The organism is Aquipuribacter nitratireducens, assembly GCF_037860835.1.
GTDB classification, from domain to species: Bacteria; Actinomycetota; Actinomycetes; order Actinomycetales; family JBBAYJ01; genus Aquipuribacter; species Aquipuribacter nitratireducens.
This window is the reverse complement of the sequence record NZ_JBBEOG010000001.1, coordinates 560,695-577,640: the sequence shown is the minus strand read 5'-3', so window position 1 is coordinate 577,640 and position 16,946 is coordinate 560,695. Positions and strand designations below refer to the sequence as shown.

General features: G+C 74.6%; 17 protein-coding genes and 1 riboswitch. Of the genes, 6 read left to right on the top strand and 11 right to left on the bottom strand.

The features are described from left to right. Nucleotide 1 precedes the first annotated feature (1 nt). Entirely contained in the window at nt 2-793 is a 792-nt protein-coding gene (locus WAB14_RS02550; protein ID WP_340267395.1) for an exodeoxyribonuclease III, read from the bottom strand. Between the two features lie 27 nt (nt 794-820). Here WAB14_RS02550 and WAB14_RS02545 point away from each other — a divergent pair, with 27 nt between their 5' ends. Next, the gene (locus tag WAB14_RS02545) at nt 821-2,062 is read left to right on the top strand and encodes a M20 metallopeptidase family protein (protein WP_340267059.1); all 1,242 of its coding nucleotides are present in this window, start codon (nt 821-823) and stop codon (nt 2,060-2,062) included. A 9-nt stretch (nt 2,063-2,071) separates the two neighbouring features. Next, on the top strand, nt 2,072-2,428 hold the full coding sequence (locus tag WAB14_RS02540; RefSeq protein WP_340267057.1) for a VOC family protein: 357 nt from the start codon (nt 2,072-2,074) through the stop codon (nt 2,426-2,428). Nucleotides 2,429-2,449: 21 nt separating this feature from the next. Here the strand turns inward: WAB14_RS02540 and WAB14_RS02535 are convergent, their stop codons facing one another. After that, nucleotides 2,450-3,973: an HNH endonuclease signature motif containing protein gene (locus WAB14_RS02535; RefSeq protein WP_340267055.1), complete on the bottom strand. Its 1,524-nt coding sequence runs from the start codon at nt 3,971-3,973 to the stop codon at nt 2,450-2,452. Nucleotides 3,974-4,070: 97 nt separating this feature from the next. On the opposite strand from WAB14_RS02535, the gene WAB14_RS02530 reads away from it, so the two are divergent. Then, entirely contained in the window at nt 4,071-4,535 is a 465-nt protein-coding gene (locus tag WAB14_RS02530) for a pyridoxamine 5'-phosphate oxidase family protein (RefSeq protein WP_340267053.1), read from the top strand. A gap of 3 nt (nt 4,536-4,538) precedes the next feature. Here the strand turns inward: WAB14_RS02530 and WAB14_RS02525 are convergent, their stop codons facing one another. Continuing rightward, nucleotides 4,539-5,420 carry a bifunctional methylenetetrahydrofolate dehydrogenase/methenyltetrahydrofolate cyclohydrolase gene (locus WAB14_RS02525; protein ID WP_340267051.1) on the bottom strand — a complete coding sequence of 294 codons (882 nt, stop codon included), beginning with the start codon at nt 5,418-5,420 and terminating at the stop codon, nt 4,539-4,541. Beyond that, the gene (gene glyA / locus WAB14_RS02520; protein ID WP_340267049.1) at nt 5,417-6,733 is read right to left on the bottom strand and encodes a serine hydroxymethyltransferase; all 1,317 of its coding nucleotides are present in this window, start codon (nt 6,731-6,733) and stop codon (nt 5,417-5,419) included. Before glyA ends, WAB14_RS02525 begins: the two co-directional genes overlap by 4 nt. Nucleotides 6,734-6,756: 23 nt before the next feature. Beyond that, a riboswitch (ZMP/ZTP riboswitch) is annotated at nt 6,757-6,839 on the bottom strand. Nucleotides 6,840-6,877: 38 nt separating this feature from the next. On the opposite strand from glyA, the gene purU reads away from it, so the two are divergent. Next, nucleotides 6,878-7,729: a formyltetrahydrofolate deformylase gene (gene purU / locus WAB14_RS02515; RefSeq protein ID WP_340267047.1), complete on the top strand. Its 852-nt coding sequence runs from the start codon at nt 6,878-6,880 to the stop codon at nt 7,727-7,729. Here the strand turns inward: purU and WAB14_RS02510 are convergent. Together WAB14_RS02510 and WAB14_RS02505 are read right to left on the bottom strand one after the other, a co-directional pair. Next, nucleotides 7,726-8,244: a gluconokinase gene (locus tag WAB14_RS02510; RefSeq protein ID WP_340267045.1), complete on the bottom strand. Its 519-nt coding sequence runs from the start codon at nt 8,242-8,244 to the stop codon at nt 7,726-7,728. The two genes, purU and WAB14_RS02510, sit on opposite strands and share 4 nt — an antisense overlap. A 51-nt stretch (nt 8,245-8,295) precedes the next feature. Continuing rightward, nucleotides 8,296-9,513 (bottom strand): NADP-dependent isocitrate dehydrogenase, encoded by a 1,218-nt coding sequence (locus WAB14_RS02505; RefSeq protein ID WP_340267043.1) that lies wholly within the window; start codon nt 9,511-9,513, stop codon nt 8,296-8,298. Between the two features lie 149 nt (nt 9,514-9,662). On the opposite strand from WAB14_RS02505, the gene WAB14_RS02500 reads away from it, so the two are divergent. Then, entirely contained in the window at nt 9,663-10,661 is a 999-nt protein-coding gene (locus WAB14_RS02500) for a malate dehydrogenase (RefSeq protein ID WP_340267042.1), read from the top strand. 51 nt (nt 10,662-10,712) lie between these two features. Here WAB14_RS02500 and purH read toward each other — a convergent pair whose 3' ends face one another. Together purH and purN are read right to left on the bottom strand one after the other, a co-directional pair. Then, complete coding sequence (gene purH, locus WAB14_RS02495; RefSeq protein WP_340267041.1) at nt 10,713-12,332, bottom strand: bifunctional phosphoribosylaminoimidazolecarboxamide formyltransferase/IMP cyclohydrolase; 1,620 nt, start codon at nt 12,330-12,332, stop codon at nt 10,713-10,715. 11 nt (nt 12,333-12,343) lie between these two features. Then, on the bottom strand, nt 12,344-12,970 hold the full coding sequence (gene purN, locus WAB14_RS02490) for a phosphoribosylglycinamide formyltransferase (protein ID WP_340267039.1): 627 nt from the start codon (nt 12,968-12,970) through the stop codon (nt 12,344-12,346). A 58-nt stretch (nt 12,971-13,028) separates the two neighbouring features. On the opposite strand from purN, the gene WAB14_RS02485 reads away from it, so the two are divergent. After that, nucleotides 13,029-13,469: a hypothetical protein gene (locus tag WAB14_RS02485; protein WP_340267037.1), complete on the top strand. Its 441-nt coding sequence runs from the start codon at nt 13,029-13,031 to the stop codon at nt 13,467-13,469. Here WAB14_RS02485 and WAB14_RS02480 read toward each other — a convergent pair. The 3 genes from WAB14_RS02480 to sucC all read right to left on the bottom strand — a co-directional run bounded on the left by WAB14_RS02480 (nt 13,453) and on the right by sucC (nt 16,889). Beyond that, nucleotides 13,453-14,730, bottom strand: coding sequence for a cell division protein PerM (locus tag WAB14_RS02480; protein ID WP_340267035.1), 1,278 nt, complete (start codon nt 14,728-14,730; stop codon nt 13,453-13,455). The genes WAB14_RS02485 and WAB14_RS02480 overlap by 17 nt on opposite strands. A 67-nt stretch (nt 14,731-14,797) precedes the next feature. Continuing rightward, nucleotides 14,798-15,697, bottom strand: coding sequence for a succinate--CoA ligase subunit alpha (sucD, locus tag WAB14_RS02475; RefSeq protein WP_340267033.1), 900 nt, complete (start codon nt 15,695-15,697; stop codon nt 14,798-14,800). A 19-nt stretch (nt 15,698-15,716) separates the two neighbouring features. Next, nucleotides 15,717-16,889, bottom strand: coding sequence for an ADP-forming succinate--CoA ligase subunit beta (sucC, locus tag WAB14_RS02470; protein WP_340267031.1), 1,173 nt, complete (start codon nt 16,887-16,889; stop codon nt 15,717-15,719). Nucleotides 16,890-16,946 lie beyond the last annotated feature (57 nt).

Sequence of the window (16,946 nt, the reverse complement as noted above, 5' to 3'; positions counted from 1 at the left end):
CTCAGACGTCGTAGCCGACCACGACCGGGGCGTGGTCGCTGAAGCGCTCCGCGTACGAGGCGGCACGGTCGACCTCGCTGAAGCGCGCGCGGGCGGCGAGCGCCTCCGTGGCGACGTGGACGTCGATCCGCCAGCCGGTGTCGGTGTCGAACGCCTGCCCCCGCCACGACCACCACGAGTACGGACCGTCGACGTCGCCGTGGAGGCGGCGGGACACGTCGACCCAGCCGCCGGCGTACCAGCTGTCGAGGAACGCCCGCTCCTCTGGCAGGAAGCCCGCCTTCCCGCGGTTGCCCTTCCAGTTCCGGATGTCCCGCTCGGTGTGCCCGATGTTGAGGTCGCCCGCCACGACGACGGGCGGCCCGCCGGCGGCCTCCCGAGCCCGGAGCTCGCCGAGTCGCACGCTCATCGCCGCGAGGAAGCGGACCTTGTCGACCTGCCGCTCGGTGCCCGCCTCGCCGGAGTGGACGTAGACGCTGACGCACCGCACCGCGGCGTCGCCCTCCCCGACGGTCGCCTCGACCCAGCGGCCGTCGTCGGCGAACCCGGGCAGCGTCGTCACGGGGTCGCGCAGCGGCGTCCGCGCGGCGACGGCGACGCCGGAGCGCCCCTTCTGGGCACAGACCGCCTCGACGACGTGCCAGCCCTCGCCGAGGTGCTCGGCGACCGTCTCGGCGTCCGCGCGGACCTCCTGCAGGAGGAGCACGTCGGGGCGGCGCTGCTCCAGCCACGCGGGCATGCCGCGGCGGTGCGCGGCCCGGACTCCGTTGACGTTGAGGCTCGCGACGACCAGCACGGGCCCGAACACTACGGTGGCGCCATGACCGTGGCCGACGACGCCCTCGCCCTGACCGACGACCTGGTCCGGCTCCGCCACCGGCTGCACCGCCACCCCGAGATCGGCCTCGAGCTCCCCCGCACCCAGCAGACCGTCCTCGAGGCCATCCAGGGTCTCGACCTCGAGATCACGACCGGTCGCGGCCTGTCGAGCATCACCGCCGTCCTCCGGGGCGGCGCCGACGTCGGCCGTCGCGGACCCTCCGCGGCCCCCGCGCAGCGGCCGGTGGTCCTGCTGCGCGCCGACATGGACGCCCTGCCTGTGCAGGAGGAGCTCGACGTCCCGTACCGCAGCGAGGTGGACGGCGTCATGCACGCCTGCGGGCACGACCTCCACGTGACGTCGCTCGTCGGTGCCGCGCACCTGCTCGCCGCCCAACGGGACTCCCTGCCCGGGGACGTGGTCCTCATGTTCCAGCCCGGCGAGGAGGGCTGGGACGGCGCGGGACACATGATCCGTGAGGGCGTGCTCGAGGCGGCCGGTCGCCGCCCGGACGCGGCGTACGCGCTCCACGTGATGTCCGGGCTGGCGCCGAAGGGCGCCGTCGCCTCGCGCCCGGGCCCGCTCCTGTCGGCGTCCGACGGCCTCTTCGTCACGCTCACGGGCAAGGGCGGCCACGGCTCCGCGCCGCACCGCGCCGCGGACCCCGTGCCGGCGATCGGCGAGATCGTGCTGGGGGCGCAGGCGGTCGCCGGACGCACCGTCGGGCCGTTCGAGACGGGTCTCGTGACGTTCGGCAAGGTCGAGGCCGGCACCCGGCGCAACATCATTCCCACCACCGCGTACGCGGAGGCGACGATCCGGACCACCGACCCGGCTGTCCGCGAGCGCCTCCACGCCGCCCTGGTCCGCTACTGCGAGGGTGTCGCCGCCGCCCACGGCCTCGAGGCCGAGGTCCGCCTCGAGCCGGAGTACCCGGTCACGGTGAACGACGCGGCCGAGCTCGAGTTCGCCCGCCGGACAGTCGCCGAGGTGGTCGGCGCCGACCGCTGGCTCGACATGCCGGACCCCATCGCGGGCGCGGAGGACTTCAGCCGGGTGCTCCAGGCCGTCCCCGGGGTCATGGTGTTCCTCGGCGCGTGCCTCGACGGGCGCGACTGGGAGACCGCACCGGACAACCACTCCCCCCTCGCGGGCTTCGACGACTCCGTGCTGCCCGACGGGGCGGCGCTGCTCGCCGGCCTCGCCGAGCGGCGGCTCGCGCAGCTCGCCGAACGGCACTAGGACGGTCGGGTGCGCCTCGTCTCCACGGTCCTCGGCACGCCGGACCCCCGCGGCCTCGCGCGCTTCTACCAGCAGCTGCGCGGGTGGCCGATCGGCACGGACGAGCCGGACTGGGTGACGCTGCGCCCGCCGGACGGCTCCACGGGTCTCTCGTTCCAGCTGGAGGACGCGCACGAGCCCCCGGTCTGGCCCGCGGGCCGGGGGGACCAGCAGATGCAGCTCCACCTCGACATCGAGGTCGACGACCTCGACGCCGCCGGACGCGTCGCCGAGGCGGCCGGCGCGCGGCTCGCTGCGTTCCAGCCCCAGGACGACGTGCGGGTGTGGCTCGACCCGGCCGGCCACCCCTTCTGCTTCTTCGTCTGACCGCCCCGGAGGGGCCGCGGGTCAGGACGGCGGGCCACGCCGGTCGGCCTCGCCGCGCGCGAGCGCGGCGTCGAACGCGTCGAGACGATCACCGGTCCGACCCGGCGGCTCCGTCGGCTCCGTCAGCCCTGGCGGCGCTGGCGGCTCCGGCGGCTCCGGCGGCTCCGGCGGCTCCGGCGGCTCCGCCGGCCGGTACAGGTCCTGCTGGAACTGCGCCCACGTCGTCCGGGCCTTCTGCCGCCACGCCGGGCGCGGCCGGCGCGCTGCGTCGATCCACGGCGGCGGCGTGACGGTCACCAGCTGCGTGACCGGGTCGATACCGACGCCCCACGTGCCGGCGTGGACGGCGGTGTGGTGGCCCGGGCACACCAGGCACATGTTGTCGACGTCCGTCGGGCCGCCGTCGACCCAGTGGATGACGTGGTGGGCGTCGCAGACGTCGGGCGTCGCGCCGCAGCCGGGGATGACGCATCCTCCGTCGCGGGCGGCGAGCGCCACCCGCTGGGCACGGTTCGCGAGCCGCTCCTCCCGCCCGACCGACAGCGGCCCGAGCTCGGACGACACCACGACCCGCTGCAGCACCGCGTCGCACGACAACCGTCGGGCCGCCCACGTCGGTACGGGGCCGCCGCTCTCGAGCCACGGCAGGCCGTCGGCCGCCGACCCCGTCGCCGCGAGCTGCTCGGGGGTGACGTGCACGACCACCCGAGGCCGCTCGGAGCGACGGGGCACCGCGACGCCAGCGGCGGTCCGGATGGCGAACGCGAAGGCGTCGGCTCTGCGCTCGGTCGCCGACCGGCGGTCACGCGCCACCTCACCGGACGACCCCGCCGCCGCCTCACCGCCGGAGACCGGTCCCGACCACCGCTCGAGCGTCGCCCGGAGCTCGGCCCCCGTGACGGCGTCGACGGCGAAGCGACCCACCACCATCCCCGTGGCATCCGTCGAGAGGTCGAAGAAGCGCCGCTCGTGGGCGGCGGGGTCGAAGCGGTCCGCCGGGTCGGGCGCGAGGGTCTGGAGCAGGTCCGTGGCGGCGCGGTCCATGTCCTTGGGTGACGCGCCGACCGCCGCCGTCAGCAGGTAGTCGGCGATGACGTCACCCGCGCCCCGGCGCGCCAGCAGGTGGCGGGGGATGCGGTCGACGCAGCGGACGGCGCTGTCGACGTGCGCCCGGCTGCACGAGCCCTCGGCGAGGGCGTCGCCGAGCCGCTCGAGCGGCTTGCCGGGAGCGGTGGCGCGCGCCGCGGCGACGTCGCGGCGGGCCTGGGTCGCCGTGAGCAGGCACGACGTACGGAGGAACCCCTCGGGGGTGGTCGCGACCGGTGAGGCCTCCGCCGTCCCGCGCGTGTCGACCTCGCGCACGAGACGGAGGTGGAGCGCGTCGACGGCCCCTCGCAGGGCCGCGAGCTCCACGACGGCGGCCAGGACGTCGGCGTCGGTGCTGCGCCACGCTGTGTCGGCGGCGAGCCGCTGCGACAGCGTCGCCACCTCCGCGCGCAGCCGGCGGACGTCGTCCGTCAGCGTCACCGTGCCCGTGTCCCCCATGTCGGCCTCCCGCGCCCCAGTCTACTCGAACACACGTTCGACGGCGATGGGGAAAACCCTGATGTGGACGACCGCAGGGGCCGCGACCCTGGTCGCCATGACGACGACCACCGACGACGGACTCGACCTCCTCAACGACCCGGTCGCGCAGCAGCTGCTGGTGAGCCGGCAGCCGGCGAGGGTCGCGTACACGTGGCACGACGGGACGCCGCGCGTCGTGCCCGTGTGGTTCCACTGGGACGGCACGCAGATCGTGGTCGGGACGCCTCCCGCCGCACCCAAGGTGCGCGCGCTCCAGGAGCACCCCTCCGTGTCCGTCACGATCGACGAGGCGGACTGGCCCTACAAGGTGCTGCTCGTCCGCGGACACGCCGAGGTGACGGTGCACGACCGGGTCACCGAGGAGTACGTCGCAGCCGCCGAGCGCTACATGGGTCCCGAGGCGGCTGCGCAGTGGGTCGCAGGCCTCGGCGAGGCCCCCATGGCACGCATCGCCATCACCCCGGAGCAGGTGCGGGTGCTCGACTTCGTCACCCGGTTCCCGAGCGCACTCGACTCCTGAGCCTCACCCCAGCGCGCGCTCCGCGGCGTCCACGACGTTGGCGAGCAGCATCGCGCGCGTCATCGGTCCGACTCCCCCGGGCATGGGGGCGAGCCAGCCCGCGACCTCCCGGACGCCCGGGTCGACGTCCCCCACGAGCCGCGCCCTGCCGGTCGCCTCGTCGACCACCCGCGTGACGCCGACGTCGAGCACGGCTGCGCCGGGTGTCACCCAGTCCGGCCGCACCGTCCCCGCGGCGCCGGCCGCTGCGACGACGACGTCCGCGCGCCGCACCGCGGCCGCGAGGTCGCGCGTGCGCGTGTGGGTGAGGGTGACGGTGGCGTCGACCCCGCGGCGCGTCAGGAGCAGACCGATCGGGCGCCCCACGGTGACCCCGCGCCCGATGACGCACACCTCGGCACCCGCCAGCGGCACGTCGTAGCGGGCCAGCAGCTCGACGATCCCGCGCGGCGTGCACGGCAGCGGCGAGGTCAGCGACCCGCCGACCGACAGGACGAGCCGGCCGAGGTTCGTCGGGTGCAGGCCGTCGGCGTCCTTCGCCGGGTCGACGGCCTCGAGCACCGCCTGCTGGTCGACCTGGGGCGGCAGCGGCAGCTGGACGATGAAGCCGGTGCACGACGGGTCCTCGTTGAGCCGCCGCACCGCCGCCAGCACGTCGTCGGTCGACGCGGTCGCCGGCAGGTCCTCCCGCAGCGACGTGATGCCGACCTCCGCGCAGTCGCGGTGCTTCCCGGCGACGTACGACGCCGACCCGGGGTCGTCGCCGACCAGCACCGTGCCGAGCCCGGGCACGACCCCGCGCACCGCGAGCGCGGCGACACGTGCAGTCAGCTCGACCCGGATCGCCGCGGCGGTCGCCTTCCCGTCGAGGAGCGTCGCGCTCACGCGTTCGCGTACGGCTGGACCGACGGGTACAGCGGGAAGTCGCGCGTCAGCACGTCGACCCGCTCGCGCAGCGCGCGGACGTCCGAGGTGGGGTCGAAGGCCCCGGCGACGACGTCGGCGACCTCGCGGAACTGCTCGTCGCCGAACCCGCGGGTCGCGAGCGCGGGCGTGCCAAGCCGGACGCCGCTCGTCACCATCGGCGGGCGCGGGTCGAACGGCACCGCGTTGCGGTTCGCCGTGATGCCGGCCTCGTGGAGGCGGTCCTCGGCCTGCTTGCCGTCGAGCTCGCTCGCGCGCAGGTCGGCGAGGACGAGGTGGACGTCGGTGCCGCCGGTGACGACGTCGACGCCGGTGGCCTTCGCGTCGGCGGCGAGCAGCCGCTCGGCGAGGAGGGCCGCACCGCGCAGCGTCCGCTCCTGCTTCTCACGGAACTGCGGCGTCATCGCGATCTTGAACGCGACGGCCTTGGCCGCGATGACGTGCATGAGCGGCCCGCCCTGCTGACCGGGGAACACCCCCGAGTCGACCTTCTTCGCCAGGTCGGCGGTCGACAGGATGATCCCGGCGCGCGGCCCCGTCAGCGTCTTGTGCGTGGTCGTCGTCACGACGTGCGCGTGCGGCACCGGCGAGGGATGGAGCCCCGCGGCGACGAGGCCCGCGAAGTGGGCCATGTCGACGAGGAGGTACGCCCCGACCTCGTCGGCGATGGCTCGGAACGCCGCGAAGTCGAGGTGGCGCGGATACGCCGACCAGCCCGCGATGATCATCTTGGGACGGCGCTCGAGCGCGGTGTCGCGCACGGCGTCCATGTCGATGCGGTACGTCTGCTCCGACACCCCGTACGTCGCGACGTCGTAGAGCCGGCCCGAGAAGTTGAGGCGCATGCCGTGCGTGAGGTGCCCGCCGTGGGCGAGGTCGAGGCCGAGGATCGTGTCACCCGGCTCCAGGAGCTTCTGCATGACGGCGGCGTTCGCGCTCGCCCCGGAGTGCGGCTGGACGTTCGCGTGCTCCGCGCCGAACAGCTGCTTGGCGCGGGAGCGAGCGAGCTCCTCGGCGACGTCGACCTGCTCGCAGCCGCCGTAGTACCGCTTGCCGGGGTAGCCCTCGGCGTACTTGTTCGTGAGGACGCTGCCCTGCGCCTCGAGGACGGCGCGGGGGGCGAAGTTCTCGCTCGCGATCATCTCGAGCGTCCCGCGCTGGCGGTCGGCCTCGCCGTCGAGGACGGCGGCGATCTCGGGGTCGACCTGCCACAGCGGGAGGTCGGTGGGGTCGTCCGCGCGGACGGCAGCGGGCGGCGTGTGGGTCTGGGTCATCGTGCACTCCAGGGTCGGGTCAAGCCACGGGCCCAGGCGAACGACCCGTCGGCGTGCCTACCGCTCCCCGGGGGTGGCCCCCTGAACGCCAGTCGCGGTGGACGCGAGCCTAGCAACGCCCGCCCGCTGCGTACGCTCCCCGTCGTGAGCGAGGCCCCGCACTACGTCCTCACGCTGTCGTGCCCCGACCGGCCCGGCATCGTGCACGCCGTCACCGGCGCGCTGCTGCGCCACCACGCCAACGTGACGGAGTCCCAGCAGTTCGGGGACCCCGACACCCGTCTGTTCTTCCTCCGCGTCCAGTTCACGTGCGACGCGCCCCGGGAGCGCCTCGAGGCGGCCCTCCGCGGGACGGCGGAGGAGTTCGAGATGGCGTGGGGCCTGCACGGCCTCGACGAGCCCACCCGCACCCTCGTCATGGTGAGCCGGGCCGGGCACTGCCTCAACGACCTGCTCTACCGGCAGCGCGCGGGCCGCCTGCCCATCACGCCCGTCGCCGTCGTCGGCAACCACCGCGACCTCGAGCCCCTCGCCGGGTTCTACGAGGTGCCGTTCCACCACGTCCCCGTCACGCCGGAGACGAAGCCGGCCGCGGAGGACGCGCTCCTGCGTCTGGTCGACGGGCTCGACGTCGAGCTCGTCGTGCTCGCCCGCTACATGCAGGTGCTGAGCCCGCGGGTGTGCGAGGCGCTCGCCGGGCGGGCCATCAACATTCACCACTCGTTCCTGCCGAGCTTCGCCGGCGCCCGGCCGTACCACCAGGCGCACGAGCGCGGGGTCAAGCTCATCGGCGCGACCGCCCACTACGTCACCGCCGACCTCGACGAGGGGCCGATCATCGAGCAGGACGTCGAGCGGGTCGACCACGCCGACGGCGTCGACGAGCTCGTGGGCCTGGGCCACGACCTCGAGAGCCGCGCCCTCGCGCGCGCCGTGCGTTGGCACGCCGAGCGGCGCGTCCTCGTCGACCGGAACCGGACGGTCGTCTTCCGCTAGCCGTCGAGCCCCGGCGGGCCCGGCCGCAGGCCGAGCGCCTCGACGACCCGCTCCGCCAGCACGTCCGGCGGGTCGTCGACGTCGATCACGACGCCGCGCTCGTCGCCGCCAAGCGGCTCCAGCGTGTCGAGCTGGGAGTCGAGCAGCGTCGCGGGCATGAAGTGCCCCTTCCGGCCGCTGATCCGCGACAGCAGCAGGTCGCGGTCGCCGTGGAGGTGGACGAACGCCGTCGCCGCCACCGCCTCCTCGTCCCCGGTCCGCAGGACGTCGCGGTAGGCCCGCCTGAGCGCGGAGCACGCCACGACCGTCCGCCGGCCCTCCTCGTGGTGCGTCCCCACCCAGTGGGCGATGGTCCGCAGCCAGCCCCAGCGGTCGTCGTCGGTCAGGGGCGTCCCCGCCCGCATCTTCTCGACGTTGGCCGCCGGGTGCGCGTCGTCGCCCTCGAGGAAGTCCCAGCCGAGCCGGTCGACGAGGGCGTGCGCCACCGACGTCTTTCCGGACCCGGACACCCCCATGACGACGAGGTGCCGGACCGGCGGACGGTCGGTGCCGGAGGACTCGACGGCTCAGCCCAGCTTCGCCGCGAGGTTCTCGTCGAGCGCGCCGAGGAACTCCTCCGTGGAGAGGAACGCCTGGTCCTTGCCGACGAGCAGCGCGAGGTCCTTCGTCATCTGCCCGCGCTCGACGGTCTCGACGACGACCTGCTCGAGCGTCTCGGCGAACCCGACGACCTCGGGGGTGCCGTCGAGGCGGCCGCGGTGGGCCAGGCCGCGGGTCCAGGCGAAGATCGACGCGATGGGGTTGGTCGAGGTCGGCTTGCCCTGCTGGTGCTGGCGGTAGTGGCGCGTGACGGTCCCGTGGGCGGCCTCCGCCTCCATCGTCTTCCCGTCCGGGGTCAGCAGGACCGACGTCATGAGCCCGAGGGACCCGAAGCCCTGGGCGACGGTGTCGGACTGGACGTCGCCGTCGTAGTTCTTGCACGCCCAGACGTAGCCGCCCTCCCACTTGAGCGCGGCCGCCACCATGTCGTCGATGAGCCGGTGTTCGTACGTGAGGCCCGCGGCGTCGAAGTCGGACTTGAACTCGTTCTCGAACACCTCGGCGAACACGTCCTTGAACATGCCGTCGTAGGCCTTGAGGATCGTGTTCTTCGTCGACATGTAGACGGGGTAGCCGCGGTTGAGGCCGTAGCTGAGCGAGGCCCGGGCGAAGTCCTCGATCGACTTCCGGAAGTTGTACATGCCCATGACGACGCCGCCGTCCTCGGGCATCTGGACGATCTCCATCTCGACCGGCTCGGAGCCGTCGGCGGGCGTGTACGTCATGGTGACGGTGCCGGCGCCGGGGACCTTGTAGTCGGTGGCGCGGTACTGGTCGCCGTGGGCGTGGCGGCCGATGATGATCGGCTTGGTCCAGCCCGGGACCAGCCGAGGGATGTTGCTGATGATGATGGGCTCGCGGAAGACGACGCCGCCGAGGATGTTGCGGATCGTCCCGTTCGGGGAGCGCCACATCTTCTTGAGGCCGAACTCCTCGACGCGCGCCTCGTCCGGCGTGATCGTCGCGCACTTGACGCCGACGCCGTGCTCCTTGATGGCGTTGGCGGCGTCGATCGTCACCTGGTCGTCGGTGGCGTCGCGGTGCTCGATGCCGAGGTCGTAGTACTCGAGGTCCACGTCGAGGTAGGGGTGGATCAGGCGGTCCTTGATGAACTGCCAGATGATCCGGGTCATCTCGTCGCCGTCGAGCTCGACGACCGGGCCCTGGACCTTGATCTTCGCCATGGGGGTTGCAGCTCCTCGTCGGTGGAATCGGCCGCAGCGAGCCTAGTGCCAGTGCCGCAGACCACATCACCGTGGCGAGCCCGTGCCCCCGCGGCGTCGCTATCGTCGGCGGACGTGCCCGCCCGGTCCACCGTCGAACAGGAGAGCCCGTGAGCCCCGCCCAGTCCCCCGTCACCGTCGCCGTCACAGGGGCCGCCGGCCAGATCGGCTACAGCCTGCTGTTCCGCATCGCCAGCGGCGCCATGCTCGGCCCCGACACCCCCGTCCGGCTGCGTCTGCTCGAGATCACACCCGCGCTCGGCGCCGCGCAGGGCGTCGCCATGGAGCTCGACGACTGCGCCTTCCCGCTGCTCGCGGGGATCGACATCAGCGACGACCCGAACACGGCCTTCGACGGCGCGAACGTAGCGCTGCTCGTCGGCTCGCGGCCCCGCACCAAGGGCATGGAGCGCGGCGACCTCCTCGAGGCCAACGGCGCGATCTTCACCGGCCAGGGCCGCGCGCTCAACGACCACGCCGCGGACGACGTCAAGGTGCTGGTGGTCGGCAACCCGGCGAACACCAACGCCCTCATCGCGATGAACAACGCCCCCGACGTGCCCCGCGAGCGCTTCACCGCCATGACGCGCCTCGACCACAACCGGGCCCTCGCGCAGCTGTCGGCGAAGGTCGGGGCACCCGTCACCGACATCCGGCACATGACCATCTGGGGCAACCACTCCGCCACCCAGTACCCGGACCTCTTCCGCGCCGAGGTCGGGGGTCGCGTCGCGGCCGACGTCGTCGACGACCAGCAGTGGCTCGAGGACACGTACATCCCGACCGTGCAGAAGCGCGGTGCCGCGATCATCGAGGCACGCGGCGCCTCGTCGGCCGCCTCCGCGGCGTCCGCCGCCATCGACCACGTCCGCGACTGGGTCCACGGCACCCCCGCCGACGACTGGGTGTCGATGGCGGTGCCGTCGGACGGCTCCTACGGCGTGCCCGACGGCCTCATCTCGTCGTTCCCCGTCACCTGCTCCGGCGGGGAGTGGTCGATCGTCCAGGGCATCGAGCTCGACGCGTTCTCCCGCGGTCGCATCGACACCTCCGTCGCCGAGCTTGTCGAGGAGCGCGACACCGTGCAGGGCATGGGACTGCTCGGCTGACAGCCGCCCGTCCGGGTGCCCCGCGCACGTGGGGCACCCGGACCGGCGCCGTCAGTGCGCGAAGTGGCGCGTGCCCGTGAGGTAGAGCGTCGCACCGGCGGCCTGCGCGGCCGCGACGACCTCCTCGTCGCGCACCGAGCCGCCGGGCTGCACGACGGCGCGGACGCCCGCGTCGAGGAGCACCTGCAGCCCGTCCGCGAACGGGAAGAACGCGTCGGACGCGGCGACGGCGCCGCGGGCCCGCTCCTCCCCCGCCCGGGCGACGGCGAGGCGGCACGAGTCGACCCGGTTGACCTGGCCCATGCCGATGCCGACGCTCGCGCCGTCGCGGGCCAGGAGGATGGCGTTCGACTTCACGGCACGCACCGCCCGCCACGCGAAGGCGAGGTCGGCGAGCGTCGCCTCGTCGGCGGGCTCGCCGGCGGCGAGCCGCCAGCGGGACGGGTCGTCACCGCCGTCGGCGACGCTCGCGCGGACGTCGTCGCGCTCCTGCAGGAGCACGCCGCCGCTGACCGGGCGCATCTCGATCGTGCCCCGGGTCGGCGGTGAGGCGACGAGGAGCCGGACGTTCTTCTTGCGGGTCAGCACCTCGAGCGCGTCGTCGTCGAAGCCGGGCGCGAGGACGACCTCGGTGAAGACGTCGGCGAGCTGGTCGGCCACGGTGCGGGTCACGGGCCGGTTGGCGGCGACCACCCCACCGAACGCGGACACCGGGTCGCAGGCGTGGGCCCGGGCGTGGGCCTCCCCGACGTCTGCCCCGACCGCGATGCCGCACGGGTTGGCGTGCTTGATGATCGCGACCGCCGGCTCGGTGTGGTCGTGGGCGGCTCGCCAGGCGGCGTCGGCGTCGACGTAGTTGTTGAACGACATCTCCTTGCCGTGCAGCTGCTCGGCCGTCGCGAGACCGCCCGCGCCGTGCCCCGACACGTACAGCGCCGCGCGCTGGTGGGGGTTCTCGCCGTACCGGAGCACCGTGGAGCGGTCCCACGTCGCCCCGAGCCACGTGGGGAAGCCGTCGCCGTCCGGGTCGGGGGCGAGGACGTTGCCCATCCAGGAGGCGACCGCGACGTCGTAGGACGCGGTGTGGACGAACGCCTCGGCCGCGAGCCGCGCGCGCTGCGCGAGCGTGAACCCGCCGGCGTGGACGGCGGCGAGCACGTCGCCGTAGCGGCCGGGGTCGGTGGCGACGGCGACGCTCGGGTGGTTCTTCGCGGCGGCCCGCACCATCGACGGCCCGCCGATGTCGATCTGCTCGACGCACTCGTCGGGCGTCGCCCCCGAGGCGACGGTCTCGGCGAACGGGTAGAGGTTGACGACGACGAGCTCGAACGGCGCGATGCCGAGCTCGTCGAGCTGCGCGCGGTGCGAGTCGAGCCGCAGGTCGGCGAGGAGCCCCGCGTGGACGCGCGGGTGGAGCGTCTTCACGCGGCCATCGAGGCACTCGGGGAAGCCCGTCAGCTCCTCGACGGGGGTCACGGGTACCCCGGCCGCGGCGATCCGCGCCGCCGTCGACCCGGTCGAGACGAGCTCGACGCCGGCCTCGTGGAGGCCGCGGGCGAGGTCCTCGAGCCCCGTCTTGTCGTAGACGCTGACGAGCGCGCGCCGCACCGGTCGCCGGCCCACCTCGCCCTCGTGGTCGGCGGGGCCCGGGGCAGCAGTCGGCGCGCTCACGGGGGGCGAGCCTACTGAGGCGCGGGACGGGCCGGCCGCCAGCGGGTGCGACGCCCGACCACCTCGACGCCGCCCACCGCGAGCCCCGCGAGCACCTCGACGAGGAGGCCGCGCTCCACGACCTTGATCCGCTCGTGGAGGCTCGCCTCGTCGTCGTCGTCGAGGACCGGGACGGCGGCCTGGGCGAGCACCGGGCCGGTGTCGGTGCCGGCGTCGACGAGGTGGACGGTGCACCCGCTCACCCGCACCCCGTGGGCCAGGGCGTCCCGCACCGCGTGCGCGCCAGGGAAGGACGGCAGCAGCGCCGGGTGCGTGTTGACGACCCGGTCGGGGAAGGCGGCGAGGACGGCCTCCCCGAGGATCCGCATGAACCCGGCGCTCACGACCCAGTCCGGCGCGAGCCCCTGCAGGTGGTCGGCGAGGGCGGCGTCCCACGCGGCACGGTCGGGCTGGTCCTGCGGCCGGACCACGGCGGTGGGGACGCCGGCGCGCTGCGCGACCTCGACGGCCCGGCAGTCGCGGTCGGCGACGAACCCGACGACGTCGACCGGCAGCCGGCCGTCGCCGGTCGCGGCGAGGAGGGCCTCGAGCAGGCTGCCCGTGCCCGAGGCGAGCACGACGAGGCGGGGGGCGGGCACCGCGTCAGGCTAGTGGGCGGTGTGCTCGGCCCCGCTGCTCGTCTGGGACCATCGGGGGGTGTCGACGACGGGTGAGCGCACCGGCGCGGGTGCCGCGCTGTCCCGCCCGCAGGTGCGGCTGCCCCTCGAGATGGGCCTGCTCCTCCTCGGTGCCGAGCTGACCCGTCGGCTCGAGCTGCCGTGGTCCGTGGCGGGGCTCGTCTTCGCGGCCCTCGCGCTCGTGCAGGGCCTGCGGGCGCTGCGGGCCATGGGCCGGGCGCGACGACGCGGCGAGGACGGCGTCACGCCGTTCGGTACCGCGATGGTCGCGGTCGGGGTCGCGCTCGCGGGCGGTCTCCTCGCCGTCCAGGCCCTCACCCTCGCCTTCTACCCCGTCGTCGCCGAACACCGGGAGTGCACGGAGCGGGCGCTGACGAACACCGCCCGCGCGGCGTGCGACGAGCGGCTCCAGGAGCGGCTCGACGAGATCGTGCTCTCCCGGGTCAGCCCCGGCGCCTGAGCAGCGGGCGGCCCGCCAGCAGGTGGAGGGCCCCGCCGACCGCCAGACCGCCGGCGAGGACCCCGGCCGTCACGGCGGCCGCGAGCACGAGCGGGTCGGGTCCCAGCGGCGCCCACGCGCCCACGGACCCGCGGGAGGCGAGACCGAGGACGACGGCGGCCGCGCCGCAGAGCGCGGCGACCGCGACGGCGTCGCCCACCCGGTCCGCGAGCGTGGCGCCGCGGCTGCTGGGGTGGCGGTGGCCGTGCCAGGCGGCGAGCGCCCCGGAGACCACGAGCACGAGCGGCCCCGCCCACGCCCACAGCGGGAAGGGCCCCGGTCCGGGCACCGCGGCCAGCAGGGGCAGCGCGGGCAGGTCGGTGACCGCCGAGCCCTGCAGCGACAGGCCCGCGTCGCCGAGCGCCACCCCCGGGCCGGCGAGCAGGGCCCCCGCCCACGCGACGAGCACCGGCAGGACGAGCAGCTGGACGAGCAGCAGCACCAGTCCCCCCAGCGGGCCGGGGGCGAGCCGTTCGTGGACCTCGACGACGCGCGGCAGGTGGAGCACGAGCCCGGTCGCGACCAGCAGCGCACCGGCGGACAGCCACGCGACGAGCGCGACCGCGGCGCCGGGCCCGACGCGCGCGAGCTGGGCGCGGACCACGAGGGGCAGCCGGTCGAGCAGCGCCCCGCCGTGGACGGTCGCGACGCCCAGCAGGGCGCCGGCCGCGGACACGACGGCGGCGCCGGCCGCGCACGCCACGGGCAGCGGGTCGAGGTCCGCGAGCCCGGTGACGCCCGCGACGAGCCACGCCGCCCCGGCGTGGACGGCAGCGACGACCGCGACGAGCAGCAGGGACGGCAGCGGCCACGTGCGCGCGGCGAGACCGCGCCCGATCCGTGCGCTCAGCAGTCCCGCGAGCAGGACGAGGCCCAGCAGCGGCAACGACACCTCGCCGTCGACCGGGACCGGCGGGTCGGCCGGGGACGCGGACACCGCGACCTCCGCCACCACGTGGAGGCGGCCCGCGTACGCCAGCAGCCACCCGACGGCACCGAGGCGGACCGCGTCGAGCCAGCCGGTGCCCGCCTCGGGGGTCCCGGCCCAGCCGAGCGCGGCGAGGGCGACGCACGCGACGAGCCCGAGCGCGACCGCCCCGAGGGACTGCGAGACGGCGGCGCGGACGTCCGCGAAGAGACCCGGGAGGGGGATGTGCGGCCCGGACCGCGCCGCGGGGGTCGCGCGCGGGGTCGCCCGGGCGGGCGTGCGGGTGCTGCTCACCGTCCCATCGTCGCGGCGGAGGAGGGACCGGGGGCCGAGCGACACGCGTCGCCCGGCCCCGGCGTCCTCACAGCGAGGTGACGATCTCCCGCATGAGGCGCGCGGTCTCGCTGGGCGTGCGGCCGACCTTGACGCCGACCGCCTCGAGGGCCTCCGCCTTCGCCGCGGCCGTGCCGGCCGAGCCGGACACGATGGCGCCGGCGTGGCCCATGGTCTTGCCCTCGGGGGCGGTGAACCCCGCGACGTAGCCGACGACGGGCTTCGTCACGTGGTCCTTGATGTAGGCGGCGGCGCGCTCCTCGGCGTCGCCGCCGATCTCGCCGATCATGACGATCGCCTTGGTGTCGGGGTCGTTCTCGAACGCCTCGAGGCAGTCGATGTGCGTGGTCCCGATGACGGGGTCGCCGCCGATGCCGACGCACGAGGTGAAGCCGAGGTCCCGCAGCTCGTACATCATCTGGTACGTCAGCGTGCCGGACTTCGACACGAGGCCGATGGGGCCGGCCGTCGTGATGTCGGCGGGGATGATGCCGGCGTTGGACTGCGCGGGGCTGATGAGGCCGGGACAGTTGGGGCCGACGATGCGCGTCGTGCCCGACTGCTGGGCGCGCGTGAAGAACTCCGCGGTGTCCTTGACGGGCACGCCCTCGGTGATGACGACGGCGAGGGGGATGCCGGCCTCGATGGCCTCGAGGGCGGCGCCCTTCGTGAACTTCGCGGGCACGAAGATGACCGTCGTGTCGGCGCCGGTCGCGGCCATCGCCTCGCCGACGGAGTCGAAGACGGGCACGTCGACGGGACTGCCGTCGGCGCCGGTGAACGACACGGACTGCCCGCCCTTGCCGGGGGTCACGCCGCCGACGACGGCGGTGCCGGAGGTGAGCATGCGCTGGGTGTGCTTGCGCCCCTCGCTCCCGGTCATGCCCTGGACGATGACCTTGCTCTGGTCGGTCAGGAAGATCGCCATGGTGTGCTCGGGTGCCCTCTCAGCTCGCTGCCAGCTCGGCGGCGCGGTCGGCCGCCCCGTCCATCGTGTCGACCTGCTCGACGCCGTCGAGGCCCGCCTCGCTGAGGATCTGCCGGCCGAGCTCGGCGTTGTTGCCGTCGAGGCGGACGACGAGCGGGACGCTCACGTGCTCGTCGCGGGAGGCGAGGAGCTCGAAGGCGCTCACGATGCCGTTCGCGACCGCGTCGCACGCCGTGATGCCGCCGAACACGTTGACGAAGACGCTCTTCACCTGCGGGTCGGAGATGATGATCTCCAGTCCGTTCGCCATGACCTCGGCGCTCGCGCCGCCGCCGATGTCGAGGAAGTTCGCGGGCTTCGCGCCGCCGTGGCGCTCACCTGCCTGCGCGACGACGTCGAGGGTGCTCATGACGAGCCCCGCGCCGTTGCCGATGATCCCGACGGAGCCGTCGAGCTTGACGTAGTTGAGGTCCTTCTCCTTCGCCGCCTGCTCGAGCGGGTCGACGGCGGAGGAGTCGACGAGGTCGGCGTGCGCGGGGTGGCGGAAGGCGGCGTTCTCGTCGAGCGTCACCTTGCCGTCGAGGGCGATGACCTGCCCGTCGCCGGTGGCGACGAGCGGGTTGACCTCGACGAGCGTGGCGTCCTCCTCGACGAACACCGTCCACAGCTTCTCGAGGACGTCGGCGACCTGCTGCGCGCGCTCGCCCTCGAAGCCGGCAGCAGCGGCGATCTCCGCCGCCTTCGCGGCGTCGACCCCCTCGAGGGCGTCGACGGGGACGCGGGCGAGCGCCTCGGGCCGCTCGACGGCGAGCGTCTCGATCTCGACGCCGCCCTCCTTGCTCACCATGGCGAGGAAGGTGCGGTTGGAGCGGTCGAGGAGGTAGGAGGCGTAGTACTCCTCGGCGATGTCGGCGCCCTGGGCGACCATCACGCGGTGGACGGTGTGGCCCTTGATGTCCATGCCGAGGATGGCGCGCGCGTGGGCCTCGGCCTCGTCGGCGGTCCTCGCGACCTTGACGCCGCCGGCCTTGCCGCGCCCGCCGGTCTTCACCTGCGCCTTGACGACGGTGACGCCGCCCATCGCCTCGGCGGCGGCGCGGGCCTCCTCCGGCGTCGTCGCGACCGCGCCGGCGAGCACGGGCACACCGTGCTGCTCGAACAGGTCGCGTGCCTGGTACTCGTAGAGGTCCACGTCAGCGTCACGTCCTCGGGTCGGGTCCTGCGGGCCGGGTGCACCCTATCGCCGGGC